General features: G+C 65.7%; 14 protein-coding genes. 12 read left to right on the top strand and 2 right to left on the bottom strand.

Annotated elements, in window-relative coordinates:
* The first annotated feature begins 37 nt into the window (after positions 1-37).
* On the top strand, positions 38-3,004 hold the full coding sequence (locus LDO54_RS35750; RefSeq protein WP_224017339.1) for an FAD-binding and (Fe-S)-binding domain-containing protein: 2,967 nt from the start codon (positions 38-40) through the stop codon (positions 3,002-3,004).
* 42 nt (positions 3,005-3,046) lie between these two features.
* Complete coding sequence (locus LDO54_RS35745) at positions 3,047-4,519, top strand: NAD-dependent succinate-semialdehyde dehydrogenase (RefSeq protein WP_224017337.1); 1,473 nt, start codon at positions 3,047-3,049, stop codon at positions 4,517-4,519.
* A gap of 93 nt (positions 4,520-4,612) precedes the next feature.
* Here the strand turns inward: LDO54_RS35745 and LDO54_RS35740 are convergent, their stop codons facing one another.
* Positions 4,613-5,668, bottom strand: a complete 1,056-nt coding sequence (locus LDO54_RS35740; protein WP_224017335.1) for a VirK/YbjX family protein — start codon at positions 5,666-5,668, stop codon at positions 4,613-4,615.
* A gap of 542 nt (positions 5,669-6,210) precedes the next feature.
* Between LDO54_RS35740 and LDO54_RS35735 the strand changes: the two genes are divergently transcribed.
* The gene (locus LDO54_RS35735; RefSeq protein ID WP_224017333.1) at positions 6,211-7,044 is read left to right on the top strand and encodes a helix-turn-helix transcriptional regulator; all 834 of its coding nucleotides are present in this window, start codon (positions 6,211-6,213) and stop codon (positions 7,042-7,044) included.
* Between the two features lie 490 nt (positions 7,045-7,534).
* On the opposite strand, the gene LDO54_RS35730 is transcribed toward LDO54_RS35735, so the two are convergent.
* Positions 7,535-9,217, bottom strand: coding sequence for an ATP-binding protein (locus tag LDO54_RS35730; RefSeq protein ID WP_356792615.1), 1,683 nt, complete (start codon positions 9,215-9,217; stop codon positions 7,535-7,537).
* A gap of 205 nt (positions 9,218-9,422) precedes the next feature.
* On the opposite strand from LDO54_RS35730, the gene LDO54_RS35725 reads away from it, so the two are divergent.
* The 9 genes from LDO54_RS35725 (at position 9,423) to LDO54_RS35685 (ending at position 18,877) form a co-directional block, all read left to right on the top strand.
* The gene (locus tag LDO54_RS35725) at positions 9,423-10,418 is read left to right on the top strand and encodes a helix-turn-helix domain-containing protein (protein ID WP_224017332.1); all 996 of its coding nucleotides are present in this window, start codon (positions 9,423-9,425) and stop codon (positions 10,416-10,418) included.
* A 125-nt stretch (positions 10,419-10,543) separates the two neighbouring features.
* Complete coding sequence (locus LDO54_RS35720; protein WP_224017330.1) at positions 10,544-11,497, top strand: LysR family transcriptional regulator; 954 nt, start codon at positions 10,544-10,546, stop codon at positions 11,495-11,497.
* 150 nt (positions 11,498-11,647) lie between these two features.
* A complete protein-coding gene (locus LDO54_RS35715) occupies positions 11,648-12,634 on the top strand; it encodes an isopenicillin N synthase family dioxygenase (protein ID WP_224017328.1) in 987 nt (328 codons plus the stop codon).
* Entirely contained in the window at positions 12,631-13,446 is an 816-nt protein-coding gene (locus LDO54_RS35710) for an alpha/beta fold hydrolase (RefSeq protein WP_224017326.1), read from the top strand. The genes LDO54_RS35715 and LDO54_RS35710 overlap by 4 nt, the downstream gene beginning before the upstream one ends.
* A gap of 13 nt (positions 13,447-13,459) precedes the next feature.
* Positions 13,460-14,665 carry a BMP family ABC transporter substrate-binding protein gene (locus LDO54_RS35705; protein WP_224017324.1) on the top strand — a complete coding sequence of 402 codons (1,206 nt, stop codon included), beginning with the start codon at positions 13,460-13,462 and terminating at the stop codon, positions 14,663-14,665.
* A 40-nt stretch (positions 14,666-14,705) separates the two neighbouring features.
* Positions 14,706-15,623, top strand: a complete 918-nt coding sequence (locus tag LDO54_RS35700) for an aromatic ring-hydroxylating oxygenase subunit alpha (protein ID WP_224017322.1) — start codon at positions 14,706-14,708, stop codon at positions 15,621-15,623.
* Entirely contained in the window at positions 15,616-16,800 is a 1,185-nt protein-coding gene (locus LDO54_RS35695) for a Rieske 2Fe-2S domain-containing protein (protein WP_224017320.1), read from the top strand. Before LDO54_RS35700 ends, LDO54_RS35695 begins: the two co-directional genes overlap by 8 nt.
* 8 nt (positions 16,801-16,808) lie before the next feature.
* Positions 16,809-17,441 carry a glutathione S-transferase family protein gene (locus LDO54_RS35690; RefSeq protein WP_224017318.1) on the top strand — a complete coding sequence of 211 codons (633 nt, stop codon included), beginning with the start codon at positions 16,809-16,811 and terminating at the stop codon, positions 17,439-17,441.
* Positions 17,442-17,941: 500 nt separating this feature from the next.
* Positions 17,942-18,877, top strand: coding sequence for an ABC transporter substrate-binding protein (locus tag LDO54_RS35685; protein WP_224017823.1), 936 nt, complete (start codon positions 17,942-17,944; stop codon positions 18,875-18,877).
* Positions 18,878-18,895 lie beyond the last annotated feature (18 nt).

Here is an 18,895-nt window from a genome sequence, read left to right as displayed (position 1 = left end):
CCCACTTTAGAAAATAGCGCCCCACGCTAGTGATGTCATGAATTCAAAAGATCTGCCCCGCCACGATATCAACGCCTTGCTCGCGCTCCAGCGCCGGCTTGCCAGCCACACGCAGGCCGAAGTCCGCTTCGATTCGGGCACGCGCGCCGCGTATGCGTCGGAAGCGTCGAACTACCGGCAGGTGCCGATCGGCATCGTCGTGCCGCGCAGCATCGAAGACGTGGTGGAAACCATGCGCGCGTGCCGCGAGGCCGACGTGCCGGTGCTCACGCGCGGCGCGGGCACGTCGATGTGCGGGCAGTCGGTCAACGCGGCGGTCATCATCGACGCGTCGAAGTACCTCACGACCATCGAGGAAATCGACGCGACGGGCCGCGTGGCGACGGTACAGCCGGGCGTGATCTGCGATCAGCTCAAGGACGCCGCCGCGCTCAAGGGCCTCACGTTCGGCCCCGATCCCGCCACGCACAGCCGCTGCACGCTCGGCGGCATGATCGGCAATAACTCGTGCGGCGCGCATTCGGTGATGGCGGGCAAGACCGCGGAAAACATCGAAGCACTCGAAGTGCTGACCTACGACGGCGAGCAGTTCTGGGTCGGCCCGACCGACGACGCCGCGCTACGCGAGCATCTCGCGGCGGGCGGCCGACGCGCGGAAATCGTCTCGGGTCTGCTCGGTCTCGTGGAGAAATACGGCGACGCCATCCGCGAAGGCTTTCCCAAGCTCAAGCGCCGCGTGTCGGGCTACAGCCTCGACCAGTTGCTGCCGGAGAACGGCTTCAACATCGCGCGTGCACTGGTGGGATCGGAAGGCACCTGCGTTTCCGTGCTGCGCGCGAAAACCACGCTCGTCACCAACCCCGTGCATCGCCTGCTCGTGGTGTTCGGTTTCCCGACCATTTTCGATGCCGCCGATTGCGTGCCGCAACTGCTGCCGCTGTCGCCGATCGCGATGGAAGGGCTCGACACGGGCATCGTCGGCGGCTTGCGCGAACGCGGTCTCGCGCTGGCGGACATCGCCGAATTGCCCGAAGGCAATGCGTGGCTGATGGTCGAATTCGGCGCGACCGACAAGGCCGTCGCGATGGAATTCGCGCAGCGCGCGGCGGCGCTCGCGCCCGAGTTGCCGGGCACGCCTTCGGCGCGGCTCGTCGACGATGCCGCGCTCATGAAGCGCTTGTGGTCGGTGCGCGAAACCGGTGCGTCGGCCACCTCCATCGGCGACGACATGTCGAAGCCCGATCCGGTCGTGGGCTGGGAAGACGCCGCCGTGGAGCCGCGCCATCTCGGCGCCTACCTGCGCGAATTCTCGGCGCTCGTGGAATCGTACGGCTATAAAACGAATATGTACGGCCATTTCGGCGATGGCTGCATTCACTCGCGCATCACCTTCGACCTGCGCAACGCGCAAGGGGTGAAGACGTGGCGCGAGTTCCTGTTCGACGCCGCGAAGCTGGTCGTGAAGTACGAAGGCTCGCTGTCGGGCGAACACGGCGACGGCCAGGCGAAGGGCGAACTGCTGCACCTGATGTACTCGCCGGAACTGATGGAAGCGTTCCGCGCCTTCAAGGCGATCTGGGACCCGCGCGGGCGCATGAATCCGGGCAAACTGGTCGATGCGATGCCGGTGGACGACAACCTGCGCCTCGGCCCGACCTATCGTCGCGTCGATGTGTCGAGCCCGTTCACGTTCGGCGATCTCGCGAAGCCCGACACGTTCGCGCGCGCGACGGAACGCTGTATCGGCATGGGCAAGTGCCGTTCGCTGAGCGGCGGCACGATGTGTCCGAGCTATCGCGCGTCGCGCGAAGAGAAGTATTCGACGCGGGGCCGCGCGCGTCTGCTGTTCGAACTGCTCAAGGGCGAAGTGATCGAGGACGGCTGGCAAAGCGAAGCCGTGAAGGATTCGCTCGATCACTGTCTCGCGTGCAAGGGCTGCCGCAGTGATTGCCCCACGCATGTGGACATCGCGAAGTACAAGAGCCACTTTCTTTACGAGTATCACAAGCACAAGCGCCGTCATGTGATGGACGCGATGGTGAGCCGTATCGGCAACTGGCTGCCCGTCGCCACGCATGTGAGCGGCGTGGCGAATGCGCTGATGCGCAATCCGTCGTTCCGCAAGGTGAGCGCGAAATTCGGTCTCGCCGAGGACGTGAAGTTTCCCGCTATCGCCTCGAAGACTTTCCGTAACGGCGCGAGCGCGAAGCGCCTGCTCGCGCAGCCTGAAAGCACGACGAGCACGACGAAGAAGCGCACGCCCGTGCTGCTGTGGACCGACACGTTCAACAACGGCTTCACGCCCGACGTGATGGAAGCGGCGGTGCGCGTGCTCGAATCGAAGGGCTTCGAAGTGCGCCTGCTGAGCAAGCACGTGTGCTGCGGTCGTCCGATGTACGACGCGGGTCTGCTCGACGAAGCGAAGCGCAACCTCGAAACGATCATGTCGGAGATGGCGAACGTGATCGAGGCGAAGTTGCCCGTGGTCGTGCTCGAACCGAGCTGCCTCTCGGTGTTCCGCGACGAATTGCGCGCGCTGTTCCCGAACGATGCACGCGCGCACGCGCTCGCCAAAGCGGTGAAGACGCTCGCCGAATTGCTTCAGGAACACGGCGTCACGCTGCCGAAGCTCGACGAAGACGTGCACGTGCACGGTCATTGCCATCAGAAGGCGTGCGGCGGCATGAAGGCCGAAACACAGTTGCTCAAGCAGGCTACGAGCAAGGGTTCGGTGCTGCCCACGGGCTGCTGCGGCATGGCGGGCGCGTATGGTTATCACAAGAAGACCGCGGATCTCGCGAAGAAGGTCGCGCAGTCGGAACTCGTGCCCGTGATTGATGCGTTGCAGGACGACGCCGTGATCGTGAGCGACGGCTTCAGCTGCCGATCGCAGATCCGCAATACCACGGGACGCACGGCGCTCCATCTCGCGCAGTGGCTCGATCGTCAGCCGGATGAAGCGAAGGCCGAAGCGGCCGTGGAAGAACAAGTCGCGTCGAATTAAAACATTCGGCGCTCGAACCCTCTTGCAGAAAAGGAGAACGCAGTGAGTTTGGAGTTGACGCGAGGCGAACTGCTTCGACACGAGAATTTCATCGACGGCAAGTGGATTGCCGCCGCCGGTAACGCCCGCTACGCGGTGACGAATCCGGCCACGCAAGCCACGCTCGCGCAGGTCGCGAACAGCGCCGCCGCCGACGCGCGCGCGGCCACGGACGCCGCCGCCCGCGCGCTGCCTGCGTGGCGCGACAAGCTGCCCCGCGAACGCGCCGCGGTGCTGAACCGCTGGCACGCGCTCATCCTCGCGAACACCGAGGACCTCGCGCGCCTGATGTCGCTGGAGCAGGGCAAGCCGCTCGCCGAAGCACGCGGCGAAGTCGCGTATGGCGCGTCGTACGTCGCGTGGTTCGCCGAGGAAGCGACCAAAATTTACGGCGACATCATTCCGCAGACGCAGCGCGGCAAGCGCATGACGGCTATCAAGGAGCCGATCGGCGTGGTCGCGGCAATCACGCCGTGGAATTTTCCGCTCGCGATGATCGCGCGGAAGATCGCCCCGGCGCTCGCGGCCGGTTGCACGGTCGTCGCCAAGCCCGCCGAAGACACGCCGCTCACGGCGCTCGCGCTCGCCGCGCTGGCGCAGGAAGCGGGCGTGCCCGACGGCGTGCTCAACATGATCTCGGCGGCGCGCGACGAAGGCATTGCCGCCGTGGCCGACTGGCTCGCCGACGACCGCGTGCGCAAGATCACCTTCACGGGCTCGACCGCGGTGGGCAAGCATCTCGCGCGCGAATCGGCGGGCACGCTCAAGAAGCTCTCGCTCGAACTCGGCGGCAACGCGCCGTTCATCGTGTTCGCCGACGCCGATCTCGAAGCGGCCGTTCAGGGGCTCATGCTCGCGAAGTTCCGCAACGGCGGCCAGACCTGCGTGTGCCCGAACCGCATCTACGTGCATGAATCGGTCTACGAGCAATTCGGCGAACTGCTCGCGACGCGCGTGAGCGCGCTGCACGTGGGCCCGGCGACGGATGCGAAAGCGCAGATCGGCCCGATGATCAACGAGCGCGCCATCGACAAGATCGCCAAGCACGTGGACGACGCCGTGGCGAACGGCGCGCGCGTGCTCGCGGGCGGCAAGCGCCTTTCGGAACTCGGGCCGAACTACTACGCGCCCACCGTGCTCGCCGATGCCACCGACGCCATGATGCTCTGCTGCGAAGAGACCTTCGGTCCGGTCGCGCCGCTGTTCCGCTTTAGCGACGAAGACGAGGTGATCCGCATCGCCAACGACACGCCGTTCGGGCTCGCTGCGTACTTCTACACCAACGACGTGCGCCGCATCGACCGCGTGGCGCGCAAGCTCGAAACGGGCATCGTCGGGATCAACGAAGGGGCGGTGGCGAGCGAAGCCGCGCCGTTCGGCGGCGTGAAGGAATCGGGCTATGGACGCGAAGGCTCGAAGTACGGTCTCGACGACTACCTGAGCATCAAGTACCTGTGCCAGGGCGGGCTTGAATAAGCACGCTCAGACGAGGAGCGGCACCGTGCTTCGGGACGGTGCCGCTCCTCAAAAACGCTTATCGAAACAACACTGCGATTTGAATCGCAGGCATCAGGCCGCGATTTTCTGCTGACGCCCCGGATCGCTCTGCATCGGTTCGCCAATCTCCACGACGATACGCGGCGCCGCGCCAAAGTGATCGATAGCGCGAAGCGTAGCCAAATCAACGATCGGGTTGTCAGCCTTTGGATGATTCAGCGGAGTCGGCGTCGCCTTTCCAGCCTGATCCGTTTCCATGGCGCTAGCAATCTGCGCCAGCAAATCAGCAATCAGCGCCTGCCGCCTGCGGAACGCAGCACGTCGGTGCGACGGAACTTCGCTGATATCGCGGTGATGCAGGTGAAGCGGCAGCACGTAGCGCCCATTGGCTTCAACACCGCCGATTTCCTGCCAGAAGCCGTCGTAATCGGCGCTCATTTGAGACTGCGTGGCATAGGAAACGTGAGTCTTCTTCGTCACGCCAGCCAGTTCGTCGACGCCTGCAATCCTGCACAAAGCGCAGACGACCTCCAGCACAGCCGCCTTCGGTCGCAAACCGTGACAGGCGCGCGTCGCTTCACGCACCTGCTCCCGACCTTCGCTCGCGGGCCCTTGCAGACCACCGATCAGCGCCCCGCGTTTGCCCGATTCGGCATGCCACTCGAAACTGACGGTCGCCCATGCGAGGTCGACCTGCTCGACCACGTCACGCCATGCGACGGTCAGCAGGCCTTCGCGCCAGCAGCGTACCGGCTCGCGCAGCACGACTGCGTACCTTCCGCACACGGCCAACGTCTGGTCCTGGGCATCGAGATAAAGACTGCGCACCCATTCATCACCGAAGCATTCCTGCACGACTCGAAAATGCCCGCGCAGTAGTGCCGCACGCTCGCCGGCACGCATGTCTGCCTGAATGAATTGTCGAAAGGGACGTTCAAGATAGCGACGGTTGCGAATGGCGATCTCGCCAAGCAGGGCGTTCGACGCCAACGTACTCAACCAGATGCGCGCGGCAACCGGATGGAGCACTGCATACATGATGATGCGGAGTCTTCGGACGATAGCGCTGGGATTTCGCCCAGGAATAGCCCTGGAGAGCAAGTGGAAAATACCCGCGATCGACGTCATTGACCCTATCCGATTTCATTCATGGCCCAGGCTTCGAGGCTGTCGCGTAAGAGGCGACAGCGTTGCGCTTTGCAGCCGAAATTGCGTCGACGCTGGATTGCTGAGTTGGGCTGATAAATACATCGTAGTACTAATGGATTCACGCCCGGCATGGGGCGAAATATCAGACATTACGAACCACTGTCGGGCAACGCGAACGCGATAAAACGCATTCGGCTCACCTTCGAGGACGCCAACATATCACAGAGTTACGGAATATTACAGGCATTTCCAGTGGGTAGAGTGCCGCGTCTGGAAGGTAGTAATTGTCACGAAAGGCTTCTCTAAACAAGTCCAATAAATGTAAGAGCGTTGTATGTTTCGAGGCGTCGTGACTCATTACACGACCGTTCTTGAGATCGTGTTCGGGCTCGTACTACTGGCGCCTTTCAGGACGCTTGCAGTTAATCGCGAGATTGAAAAAATAGCCGACTCCCGGATGTTCGAAGACCTCTGTACGTGCGCGCGGCGCCACTTGTCAGGCGAGGCCAAGATCACCGAAGATGGGCGATTCGCCCATTCTTTTTGGGGACGACATGCATCCATTCGCGGATCACGCCAATCCACCGCCCCACGATGGCGTCTTTGCACTCTGGGATCGGCTGGCCGAGTTTTCGGCGGGCGAGGGCGATGCCGCGTTGACCCACCTGCTAGCCACGCTCTGTGCCATGGTCTCGGCGAAAAACGCGCTTTGGGCCGTCGTTGTCCGATTGCCTTCGCCCGCGCCGAAGGATCCTTTATTTGGCTGGCGTCCGCGTCTGGTTCGGCTGCTGCATCCGGTCCCCGAGGTGATCGCTTCCGTGCAGGAGCAGTTCGACACGCTCTGGTCCGGCAAGGTCGACTCGTCACATGTCGTGGCCGCATCGGGGAACGAGCCGTTCCGTGCCAATCTGCTTTTCGAGGCGATGCCCGCGGAATGGTTTAATGGCGAGCACTATCGCCGCCACTACCTCGAAGTCGGTCACAGCGACAGCATCCAGGTGCGATGCTCGCTCAACGACGACGTGCGGATTCACCTCTTTGTGTTTCGCGATGTGCAGGCACCGCGTTTCTCTGCGCAGGATCTCGAACTTCTGGCCTTCGTGGTACATGGGCTCAGATGGTATTGCCGGCAGCAATTGCTCAGCCACGGCCTGCTCATCGCCGACGCTCCGCTGACGTCCGCCGAACGAAGGGTGCTGCTTGAACTGCTCGATGGACTCACGGAAAAGCAGATTGCGCAGAAACTCGACCAAAGTCCGAACACGACGCATGTCCACATCAAGTCGATCTACACCAAATTCAATGTTCGGAGTCGTTCGACGCTCACCGCGCTTTGGCTCGGCAAGTTGCGATAGCGAACTTTAGGTGCCGTAGCGCTAGCCGGGTGGGGTGACGTGGCGTGGGGCGCAGGCATGCCACCTATTCAGGTTATGTTCGGCCGTCAGCGATTCGTCTACGATGCCGTAAAAGCTACGGGCCGTTGTTGCAGCGCAGGGTGACCATCAACCATAAACGTCGCGGATGTCACGAGTAAGGGGTAAGCGACTTCACCAACCCAGCACATTGTTAAGGAATCCGATTCAACAGAACGGGAGCCACGACATGAGAGTCAAAATCCATACCACTATCGCTATAGCCTGCTGTGCATTCGCGGTAATCGTGGTGACAGGAAGTCGAGAATGCGTTGCCGCTTCTGACGAAACCGAGTTCGAGCTTGCAGACGCCGCTGGCGCGCCCCATCCAGGAGCCACACCTTTCCCCCACTACTTCCCTTGGCACGCGCCATCGGATACAGCGGCGCCGCTACCGCTGGACATTGCGCTTTGCCTCCCGGACCTGTATTGCTCACTCCAGCACGGATAGCAAAAACGTCGTCGGACGGCGTATTTGACGGGTTCCGTGGGCGCTTTGCCGCTTCGCGAGTGAATGGCGCATGCGACGGCGCGAGCGATACGTGATGTCCGAGAAGTGGTGAAGATAGCGAAGATGCCGAGCCGCAACATGCCGTAGCGCCCCGGCTTCGCGCAACCGCTCCATCGCATAGGCACGGGTCGATTCTCCGAGCCGGTATCGTGCGATCGCCCCGCGAAATTCCACCGTGAGCAAGGACTTGGCCACCAGGTCATCCAGCGTGGCCATGACGTCTGCGACTTGCGCGCCGGGTTCCGCGCCGACCGCGCACAACGCGTCCAGGGTGAACGCGCCCGCAAAGAGCGCGAGATTGCGGAGCAATGCGCGCGCGCTGGCGTCGAGCAACGCATAGCTCCAGTCCAGGGTCGCGCGCAGCGTTTGATGGCGCGGCGGAGCCGATCGCAGGCCGCCCCCGAGCAAATCGAGGCGGTCGTCGCACTGCTTGTGCAGCCTCAAAGCGACGCCCTCGATACCGAGTACCGCGACGCGCGCCGCAGCCAGTTCGATGGCGAGCGGCAGACCATCGAGACGCCGGCAGATATCGGCAATGCGTCGAATGCTCACCTCGTTGGTCGCGCTGTCTGGCGCGAAGTGGCGGGCGCGCTGCAGAAAAAGCTCGACCGCGCCGTGCGCAAGCATCGTCTGCATGCTCGCGCTCTCTGGCGGAACCGCGAGCGGCTCGATGCGAACGACCGTTTCCGCGAGAATCGCGAGCGGTTCGCGGCTCGTGATCAAAATGCGCAATTCGCGCAGGGGCCTCAGCGTCTCGACCAGCGCCGCAGCGGGTTCAATCACCTGTTCGGCGTTATCGAGCACGAGCACGGTGAGCGCGCTGTCGCGACGCAACGTCTCGCGAATCTGCAAAAGCAGGCTCGATTCTCCCGCGTCGACATCGGGGCTGATCTCGCAGGCGAGGGCGATCGCTGTCACGACGTCTTCGCGCGTCTGTGCCGAAGCGAGCGCCGCGAAGCGGACGCTCGCCCCCCGTTCGCGAACCTCATGGGCCACGCGGGTAGCGAGTGCTGTCTTGCCGACTCCGCCTTCGCCAGCCAGCGTCAGCACCGAACCAGGTTCAAGCTCGGTCAGCTGGGCAAGGATGCGCGCGTATTCATCGTCGCGGCCAATCAACGTGCCGGCGCGGACCGGAAGCGAAGCCGACCCAACCGGACGACTCGCGGATCGTGCGTCGTGAACGCGCTTGAGAAGCAGATAGCCGCGCCCGGATACCGTCTTGATGAGATCACGGTCGTCGCCGAGCGCTTTACGCAACGCCGCAATATGCACCTGAAGCCGATTCTCCTCGACAATTTGCCTGGGCCAGACTGCATCGATGATGTCGTTCTTCGAGACGACTGCGCCATCGGCACGAAACAGGACGGAAAGGATATCGAGAGCGGGCGCGGCGATGCGCAAGGCACGGCCGTCGCGGCGCAGATCGCGTTGTTCAAAATTGACCAGCAAGGTTCCGATCTGGACCACCGTCTCATCCGTCGCCTGAGGTTCAGGCGCAGGCGAGGAGGTCACGCCGGGCTGTCCCAACGGGTTCGGCGCAGGGTTGCCGCCTCCGGGACCGGCGGCAAACACGCTGACGAGTTCGACTGTCTGGCGCGGCGACATGGCGGAGCGTGCGGCCGCTGAGGGGGGATGCGTTTCCATCCGCTCAGATTACGTGGAGCACCTGGGGGCCGCGCGTGTGGCCGGGCCAATTCTCTTGATCGAACGGGCCATGCTTTGGCGCGCAAGGCGACGCAGACCCGGCGCGCCCCAGCGAACGGTCGAAACCCCCGATTCCTGACCACCGGATGCCCGGCTGGCGGGGCCTTTGGCGCTTCGCCATCGCTTCTGCGACGGTGTGCTAGTGTCTTACGAATCGGTTTCCGTTTCGCAGGTGAGCCGGTCATACTCACGACACACACCACTTTCTGAAAGTCCCTCGATGTTGCGCTCGTTCGATCAAGTCAGCCAACCGGCCAACAAGGATCTGCTCGTTGCGGCCGATGATGGCCACGCAACGCTCACCGGCGGCGGCGGCTACGCCATGCCGTGGCACTGGCACGATTGCCTGATGTTCATGCTGCCGATTCACGGCGCTGTCGAGATCCAGCATGAAGACCATCGCGCGGGAGTCTGGCTGCCGCAGGAGCGCTTCGTGGTCATCCCGGCCGGGCGAGCGCATCAGACGCAAGCCGCGTGCGCGTCTCACGCGCACGTCGCGCTCTATGTCACCGACGAAGCGCTGCGCAAGCTCGATAGCGGTGTCGGTTCGCTCGAGGAATTCCGACGCCGCACGCGGACGGCCGTGCTGGTCAACCGCTCGGCGGCGATCCGGTCGTTGCAGGATCTCTCGCTGCGCAATGAAGGTCCGAGCTACGGACTTGCCGCGACTCGACAGGCCTTGTCGTCGGCGCTGCTGATGCAGTGCATTGGCGAGGTCATCGCAGGCGAGACGTCCTCGGCCAACGCTCCCGGCGAACACGGCATGGCGCTGGTCGCCGATCTGGAAGCCTTCATCACCGCGCACGCCGATCGCGAGATCCCGCTCGACGCGCTCTCCGAACGATTCAGAATCTCGCGCCGTCACATTACGCGGCTATTTCGCGAACATACCGGATTGTCGATCGGCGAGTTCCAGCAACGCGCGCGTTACAGGGATGCCTGCCGGTTGCTGGTGGAAACGGATCTGCCGATCGGCGAAGTGGCGTTTCGCGTAGGCTTCGGCAGCGGCGCGGCCCTCGCGCATGCCATGCGCCGCATCGGGGGCCATTCGCCGTCGGATCTGCGTGCTGCTGGGTCGCGTTCAGTCAGGAAGCAGGGTTGAGTCGGGCGTTTGAGGCGCCTTGAGCTTGCCAATAGTATCCGCCCGCATCCCCAATCACCGCCCCGCCAATTCCCCCCGCGCGGTACGGTACGATGCTTGCGCCCGAACCGTCCACTTGATCGCCCATGCGCAAGCCCGCCCATTCCGACACGCTCGCCTCGCACATTCACGCGCGCTCGCTGCGCTACTTCGATGCCATCCGCCGTCACCGCTCGATCCGCGAGGCGGCGCGGCAGCTGCACGTCGCGTCGTCGGCGGTGAACCGGCAATTGCTGAAGCTCGAAGCCGAAGTCGGCACGCCGCTGTTCGAGCGTCTGCCGGGCGGGCTCGCGCTCACGGCGGCGGGCGAGGCGTTCGCGCGCCACGTCATCACGGTGCTTCAGGACGCGCGCCGCTTCGACAGCGAAATGGACGCGCTGCGCGGCATCCGGCGCGGCGAGATCTCGGTCGTGACCGTCGAAGGGCTCAATACGGGCCTGCTGCCCGATGTGGTGGAGCGCATGCTGACGCGCTATCCGGGCATCCGCTTTCACGTGCACACGGCGGGCTCGGCCGCCATCCGGCGCATGATCCTCGATGGCGACGCCGATCTCGGCCTCGCGTTCTCGCTGCCTCACACGGGCGATCTCCAGCAGCTCGCGGTCGGCCGCTTCCAGCTGGGCGCGATCGTGTCGGCCGGACACGCGCTCGCGTCCGAGGCGAGCGTCACGTTCGCGCAATGCGCGCGGTTTCCGCTGCTGCTCGGTAACGCGCGGCTGTCGATCGGCGGCCTGCTCGAACCGCTGATCCGCCGCTATGCCAAGCCGCTCGACACCGTGCTCGAAAGCGATTCGATCGAGCTGATGCGGCGTCTCGCGGCGCGCGGCCACGGCGTCGGATTCCAGACGCGGCTCGGCCTCGAAAACGATTTCGCCGAGGGCTCGCTCGTGCATATTCCGCTGCGTTCGCCGCGCCCGCTCGTCTCGGAACTGGGCGTCTACGCGCGCGCCGGCCGCACGATGACCCCGGCGCTCGACGCCTTCGTGCGCCTGCTCGCCGAAGCCATCGCCCAACGCGAAGAGGACGAGCCGCTCGTGTGAAAGCGGGGGTGGGCGGCGGTCATCGGCCAGCCGCAATTCGCGCACGCGCGGGCCGATGCCGAAACGGCATCACCATGGACACTTTTCTCTGCTTTTTTGAGCACGGCGGCACGGCTAGACTTGCCTGAAATCCTTTTGCAAGGAACTCGCATGTCAGTCTGCCCGCCCGCCGAGGCGCCGTTCGCCGCGCGCAACGTCCCCACGGCCACGCTGCCGGTCATCGATATCGGCGGCCTGTTTTCGGCGCACGCCGATGATCGCGCCCGGGTCGGCGCGGCGCTGCACGCCGCCTGCGCCGACAAAGGTTTCTTCTACATCGCGAACCACGGCGTCGATGCCGCGCTCGTCGACGCCGCGCGCCGCGAAGCCGAAGCCTTCTTCGCGCTCGACGAGGCCGACAAGCGCCGCGTCGACAAGGCGCTCTCGCCCTGCAACCGGGGTTACGAGCCGCTGCGCGGCCAGGTGCTGGAGGCGGGCACGCCGCCCGATCTCAAGGAAGGTTTCTACATCGGCAACGAACTCGCCGACGACCATCCGCACGTGCAGGCGGGCACGTTCAACTGCGGCCCGAATCAGTGGCCCGGCCATTCGCCGGCGTTTCGTCCCGCCATGCAGGCGTATTTCGACGCGCTGTACGCGCTCTCGAAGCGCCTGACGCGCGGCCTCGCGCTGGCGCTCGGCCTCGCCGAAAACCATTTCGACGATTTCTGCGACGACGCGATGGCGACGCTGCGCCTGCTCCACTATCCGCCGCAGCCGGCGGGCGCGCTGCCGGGGCAGAAGGGCTGCGGCGCGCACACCGACTTCGGCTGCCTCACGCTGCTCTGGCAAGACGAGCACGGCGGCCTGCAAGTCGAGGACGGCGACGCCTGGATTCACGTGCCGCCGCTGCCGGGCACCTTCGTCGTCAATCTCGGCGATCTGATCGCGCGCTGGACCAACGGCCGCTATCGCTCGACGCTGCATCGCGTCGTCAACGTGTCGGGGCGCGAGCGCTACTCGATGCCGTTCTTTTTCACCGGCCGGCCGGACTATCTCGTCACCTGCATCACGGCCGCGCCGGGCGAAGCCGCGGCCTGGCCGCCGATCACGGTCGGCGACCACTTGCAGGCCTGCTACCGGAGAACCTACGGATGACGCGCGCAGCCGGCATGCTGCTGATCCACGGCGCGTGGCAGGGCGCGTGGGCGTGGGACGCGTGGCGCGCGCCGATGCGCGAGCGCGGCTGGCACACGCACGCGCTCGATCTGCCCGGCAACGGCGCCGATCCGGCGCGCGACGCCGCGCTGGGCGAGATCACGCTCGATACCTATGTCGAGGCCGTGCGGGCCGAACTCGCGGGCTTCGACGGCCCGTGCGTGATCGTCGCGCACAGCGGCGCGGGCGTGATCGCCTCGCAGGTGGCCGAGGCCGTGCCGGAACGCGTCGCGGCAATCGTCTACGTCGCCGGGATGATGCTGCCGTCGGGCATGGGTTACGGCGATCTGGTGGATGCGGCCAGCGCCGACGTCGAGAACGCGAGCGGCATCGCGCCTTACCTGGTCTGGAGCGACGACGGCCGCGTGTCGCGTGTGCCCGCCGACGCCGCGCTGGAGATCTTTCTGCACGATTGCCCGCCCGACGCGGCGCGGCGCGCGGCCAGCCTGCTCACGCCGCAGGCCGAAGGCGGCCGCGCGCTCGTCGCGACGCTCAGCGCGTCGCGCTTTGGCCGCGTGCCGCGCGTCTACGTCGAGGCGACGCTCGACCGCTCCGTCCTCTTGCCCTTGCAGCGCCGCATGCAGGCGCTGGTGCCCGGCGCGCGCGTGCGCACGCTCGAATGCGGCCACGTTCCGCAACTGGCGCAGCCCGACGCGCTCGCACGGATCGTCTGCGAAACGCTCGCCGAACTCGGTATCACGCATCAAGACCTGTCTGCACCGCACGCTCCGCTTCCTCACCTCGCGCCCTGAATGGAACGCCCACATGACGACGCCCGCCAGCCTTAACGCCTGTCTCAACGTTTCGCCTTCCGCTGCACCGTCAACCCTGCGCCGCGCCGCGCCCGCCGCCGTGCCGACATTGGCACGCTGGTCCGCTTCGCTCGTTGCGATCGTCGCGGCCACGCTCGCGGGCCCGCTCGGCGCCAGCGCCGCGCAAGCGGTCCCAACGACTCAAGCCGCCGGCGCGCCGCTCGACGTATCGATCGTCTATCTGGGCAATCCCGGCGATGCGGGCTGGACCTATGCGCACGAACGCGGCATCAGCGCCGCGCAGAAGGTGCTCGGCGGCGAAATGCAGCTCAAGCGGATCGAGAACGTCCCCGAAAACGCCGATGCCGAACGCGTGTTCCGCGACCGCGCGGCGAAGGGCGACAAGGTCGTGATCGGCACCTCGTTCGGCTACATGGACGCGATGATGAAAGTCGCGCGCGACTATCCCGACACCGTGTTCCTGCATTGCTCGGGCTACAAGAGCGCGCGCAATCTCGGCAACTTCAACGGCAAGGTCTACGAATCCGCGTACCTGGCCGGCGTGCTCGCGGGCTACACGTCGAAGACGCATGTGCTGGGCTTCGTCGGTTCCGTGCCGATTCCCGAGGTCATCCGCAATATCGACGCCTTCGCGCTCGGCGCGCGTTCGGTCGCGCCGCAGACGGTCGTGAAGGTCGTGTGGATCAGCAGCTGGTTCGATCCGGGCAAGGAGCGCCAGGCCGCCGAAACGCTGATCGGCATGAACGCCGACGTGCTGATGCAGAACACCGACTCGACGGCGACGATGAGCGTGGCCGAAGCGCATCATGTTCACGCGTTCGGCTGGGACTCGGACATGAGCCAATGGGGGCCGCACGCGCATCTGGGCTCGGTGGCCTACGACTGGAGCAAGTATTACGTGAAGGCGATCGAGGCGGTGCGCCAGGGCACGTGGACGAATCAGCCCGTGTACTGGGGCGTGAAGGAGGGCATCACCGATCTCGTGCACGTCAACGCGCAGGCCGTGCCGCCCGAGGCGCTGAGCAAGCTGGCGGAACGCCGCGCCGCGCTCGTGGCGGGCACGCTCGATCCCTTCGCCGGGCCGATCAAGGATCAGAAGGGCCAGACGCGCGTGGCGGCGGGCACGGCGCTGTCGGCGGCGGACGCCAACCGGCTCGACTGGTTCGTCGACGGCGTGCAGGGCAGCCTCGCGCAGTGAGCTTGCGCGCACCACGAAAAAGGAACTGGGAGACGCGCAGATGGATACGTTAAGCGACGCAGCGCGCGACGCGCTGATCTGGAACGACTGGCATCCGGTGGCCGCGCTCGACGGCCTGCGAGCGGGGCGCACGCGGCTGTTGGGCGTCGAGTTGTATGTCGAGCCTGGCGATGGTTCGTCGAACGTGCCGGACGGGTCGAATGCGCCGCGCGTGACGCGGCTCGACCTCGGCACGCCGTGTCACGCGCGTGCGCGACATGGCGTGGTGTGGGCATGCCTCGGCGAGCCGCGCGCGGACATCGTCGCGATTCCTGAGACCGCCGAGCCGGATCGCCGCCTGCTGCACGCCGGTGCGTTTCGCGTGCATGTGAGCGGTCTGCGCGCGGTCGAGAATTTTCTCGACATGGGCCATTTTCCGTTCGTGCATACGGGCTATCTGGGCGTCGAGCCTTACACCGAAGTCGCGCCGTATCGCATCGAGCACGACGAGGCGAACGACGAACTCTATGCGCGCGATTGCCGTTTCTATCAGCCGCGCGCGGCGATGACCGCCGATGCCGCGCTCGACGTGCAGTACGTCTATCGCGTGGCGCGGCCGTATATCGCCGTGCTGTACAAGACCTGTCCGCCGCAGCCCGAGCGCTTCGACGTCATCGCGCTGTTCGTGCAGCCGCTCGACGAAGAGTGGTGCGTGGCGCACACGGTCATGAGCTATCTCGACGATGCGAGCCCCGACGAAGCCTTGCGCGGCTTTCAGCAAACGATTTTCGCGCAGGACATCAAGATTCTCGTCAACCAGGTGCCCAAGCGCCTGCCGCTGACGGCGGGCAGCGAACATCCGGTGCTGGCCGATGCGATGTCGGTGGCGTATCGGCGCTGGCTGCGCGCTCGCGGCGTGACGTATGGGACGACCGAAGGCACGACGGACTCACCGTCACAAGGAGCGCAGCATGGTTGAGCGCAGGCAGGAACCGGCGCGCTGGTACGCGCTGTGCGCGGCGGGCGCGCTGGACAATGGCGCGATTCATCGCACCGAACTGCACGGCGAGGGCCTCGTCGTCTGGCGTGCCGACGACGGGCGCGTCAATGTGTGGGAAGACCGCTGCCCGCATCGCGGCGTGCGGCTTTCGCTCGGTCATCATCGCGGCGATACGCTGCAATGCCAGTATCACGGCTGGCGGTTCGCGAGCGGCGAGGGCGCGTGCCGCGCGGTGCCCGCGCATCCGCAGGCGAGCGCGCCGCCGATTCACGTGACGACGTGGCCCGCGATCGAGCGCTACGGTTTCGTGTGGACGTGCCCAAGCGTGGAGGGCGCGGAGGGTGCGTCAACGGCGGCGTTCCCGCCCATCGACGCGCTCGCCGCCGCCGAGCCGCCAGCCTGCGTGCCCTTGCGCAGCACGACGATCGACGCCGATCTCGCAAGCGTGAAGCGCGCCTTGTCCGCCTATGTGCTGCCGCAGGCCGATGCCGCCGAATGCGCCGCCTTCGAATGCGAACGCGGCACGCTCACGATCGAGTCGCTCGACGGCGCGGCGTGTTCGGCGATCTTCGTGCTGCAACCCGCGCGGGCGGGCAAGACGCGCGTGCACGGCGTCGTGCCTGGCGACTTCGACGTGGAGCAACGGCTCGCGCTCCAGCGCGCACATCAGGTCCGGCTCAATGCCATGCGCGATGCGCTCGAAGCGGCGAGTGAAACGCTGGCAGAAGCGCAGGCCGATGCATCCAACGAAGCGTCCGCGCAAAACCGTCCACCACGCGCGCAGCCATCGCCCGTCGCCGTCACGATGCCGCTCGTGCGCATGGACGCCGCACCAAGCGCGATTTCACCGGCCATCGGCGCATCGAGCCACGCATCGAGCGAAGAAGACCGCCCATTCACCGTGCATCTCGCACGCAGCGGCGGCAGCGTCGACGTGCCCGCCGGTACGAGCCTGCTCGACGCGCTGCGCGCTCATGGTGTCGAAGTGCCGACGTCGTGCGAGCAGGGCGTCTGCGGCACCTGCCTGACGCCCGTGCTCGACGGCGAGCCGCTGCATCGCGACGTGTGGCTCGACGCGCGCGAACGCGCCGCCGGCGACTGCATGCTCGTGTGCGTCTCGCGCGCGCGCACGCCCACCTTGACGCTCGACCTGTGAGGCCGCCCATGCTCAAACTCCACGACGACGAACTCTGCGGCGACAGCTACAAGGCGCGACTGCTGCTGGGCTTGCTCGGGCTGGACGCGGAGCGCAGCCGCGTCGAACGCTATCCATCGCGCCAGCAGGATGCGCCCGCGTTTCGCGAGCTGAGTCCGCTCGGCGCGTTGCCGGTGTTGCAGGACAACGGCACCACGCTCGCCGACGCCCACGCGATCCTCGTCTGGCTGGCGGCGAGATACGACGCGAACCGCACGTGGCTGCCCGAACACAACGCGCGAACGCACGCCGCGATCCAGCGCTGGCTCGGCGTGGCGACGCGGCTCTCGCACATCGTGTTCACGCGCCGCGAGCACGTGCTCCACGACGTGGGCGCGCCGCTGCCTCGCGCGGATCGCGAAGCGCGGCCCTTGCTGCGGCTGCTCGACGAGACCTGCTGGTTCAACGAGGCGATGGGCGCGCCGTTCCTCTGTTCGACCCGCACGCCGACGATCGCCGATATCGCGTGCTTCGCGCCCGTCGTGCTGCTCGACGAAGCGCAGATCGACACGATCGACTATCCGTCGCTCGCAACATGGTGTACGCGCATCAAGCGTCTCGAAGGCTTCGTGACGATGGCGGGCGTGTATGCGGAGCATTGAACGCGGCGGCAGCCTCGCGGGTGAGCGGGCATGGACGCACGCCGCTGGTGCTTCGATGCCCAGCCGAGGTGCCGCCAGCGGCGACGACGTTGCGCACGCAGCGCTTTGCGCCCCGTCATTGCAGGAGTGCGGCGTTTCGTGCATAGCTGGCACGAAGCTCGCTTGAAACACGGTACAGAGTAGAAGCGGCTAGCGACCGGCACGGCCTTCGAGGCAGCCGGCACCGTGGGGCATTGCTCTTGGGGCGCATCGTGCGCCCACGCCGATCATCGATCGGCGTTTGACCGGAACCGTCGGGTTCCGCCAACAAGGAGCGAGCGATGCAACGGCCCCAAACGATTCATCACCACGACGTTGCCGAACCGGCGCTTGCACGCGCCGCGGATCGGCTTCGCGCCATCATTCCCCACAGCACCCGGAGTGCCTCCATGAGCAATCTGCTTCGCGTTGCGCGCTGGCTTCGGCTCGCGCGTTTTCTCGGCGTTTTTGCGCCGGTTTTCATGACGACCTTGCCGACCATCGCCCGCGCCGACGATCACGTCACGCTCCTCACAAGCTGGTATGCGCAGGCGGAGCACGGCGGCTTCTATCAGGCCGTCGCGACCGGCATCTACAAGAAGTACGGACTCGACGTGACGATTCGCATGGGCGGCCCGCAGGTCAACGGGCTGCAACTGCTGGCGGGCGGCCAGGCCGACTTCATTCTCGGCTACGACTTCCAGGTGCTGTCGGCCGTCGAAGCGAAGATTCCCGTCACGACGGTGGCCGCGTCGTTCCAGTTCGATCCGCAGGGCATGCTCACGCACGACGACGTGAAAACGCTCGCCGATCTCAAGGGCAAGACGATCCTCGTCGCGGGCTCGGGCCGCACGAGCTGGTGGCCGTGGCTCAAGGCGAAGTACGGCTACAGCGACGCCCAGGCGCGCCCCTACACGTTCAACCTGCAACCGTTCTACGCGGACCGCGACGTGGCCATGCAGGCCTATCCCACCTCGGAGACCTTTCAGGCCGACGCGGCGCACGTGAAAACCCACTTCTTCCTGTTCGCCGACGCGGGCTATCCGCCGTACAACACCACGATCGTGACGATGCGCGACACGCTCAAGCACAAGCCCGAGCTGGTCGCGCGTTTCGTGAAGGCGTCGATGGAAGGCTGGAAAAGCTATCTCAACGATCCCGCGCCGGGCAACGCGCTCATCAAGAAGGACAACCCGCAGATGAGCGACGCGCAACTCGCCTACGGCGTGGCGCAGATGAAGAAGCTGCGGCTCGTCACCGGCGGCGACGCCGCGACGCTCGGCATCGGCGCCATGACCGACGCACGCTGGAAACGCACCTACGACTACATGGTCGACGCGGGCCTGTTGAAGTCCGATACGGATTACCGCAACGCCTACACGCTCCAGTTCGTCGACACCCTCAAGGTCATGCCCTGAAGGTCTTGCACACCAAGA

This window comes from Paraburkholderia tropica, from assembly GCF_914484835.1.
In the GTDB taxonomy this organism is placed as follows: Bacteria; Pseudomonadota; Gammaproteobacteria; order Burkholderiales; family Burkholderiaceae; genus Paraburkholderia; species Paraburkholderia tropica_A.
This window is presented reverse-complemented; position numbering and strand designations above follow the sequence as displayed.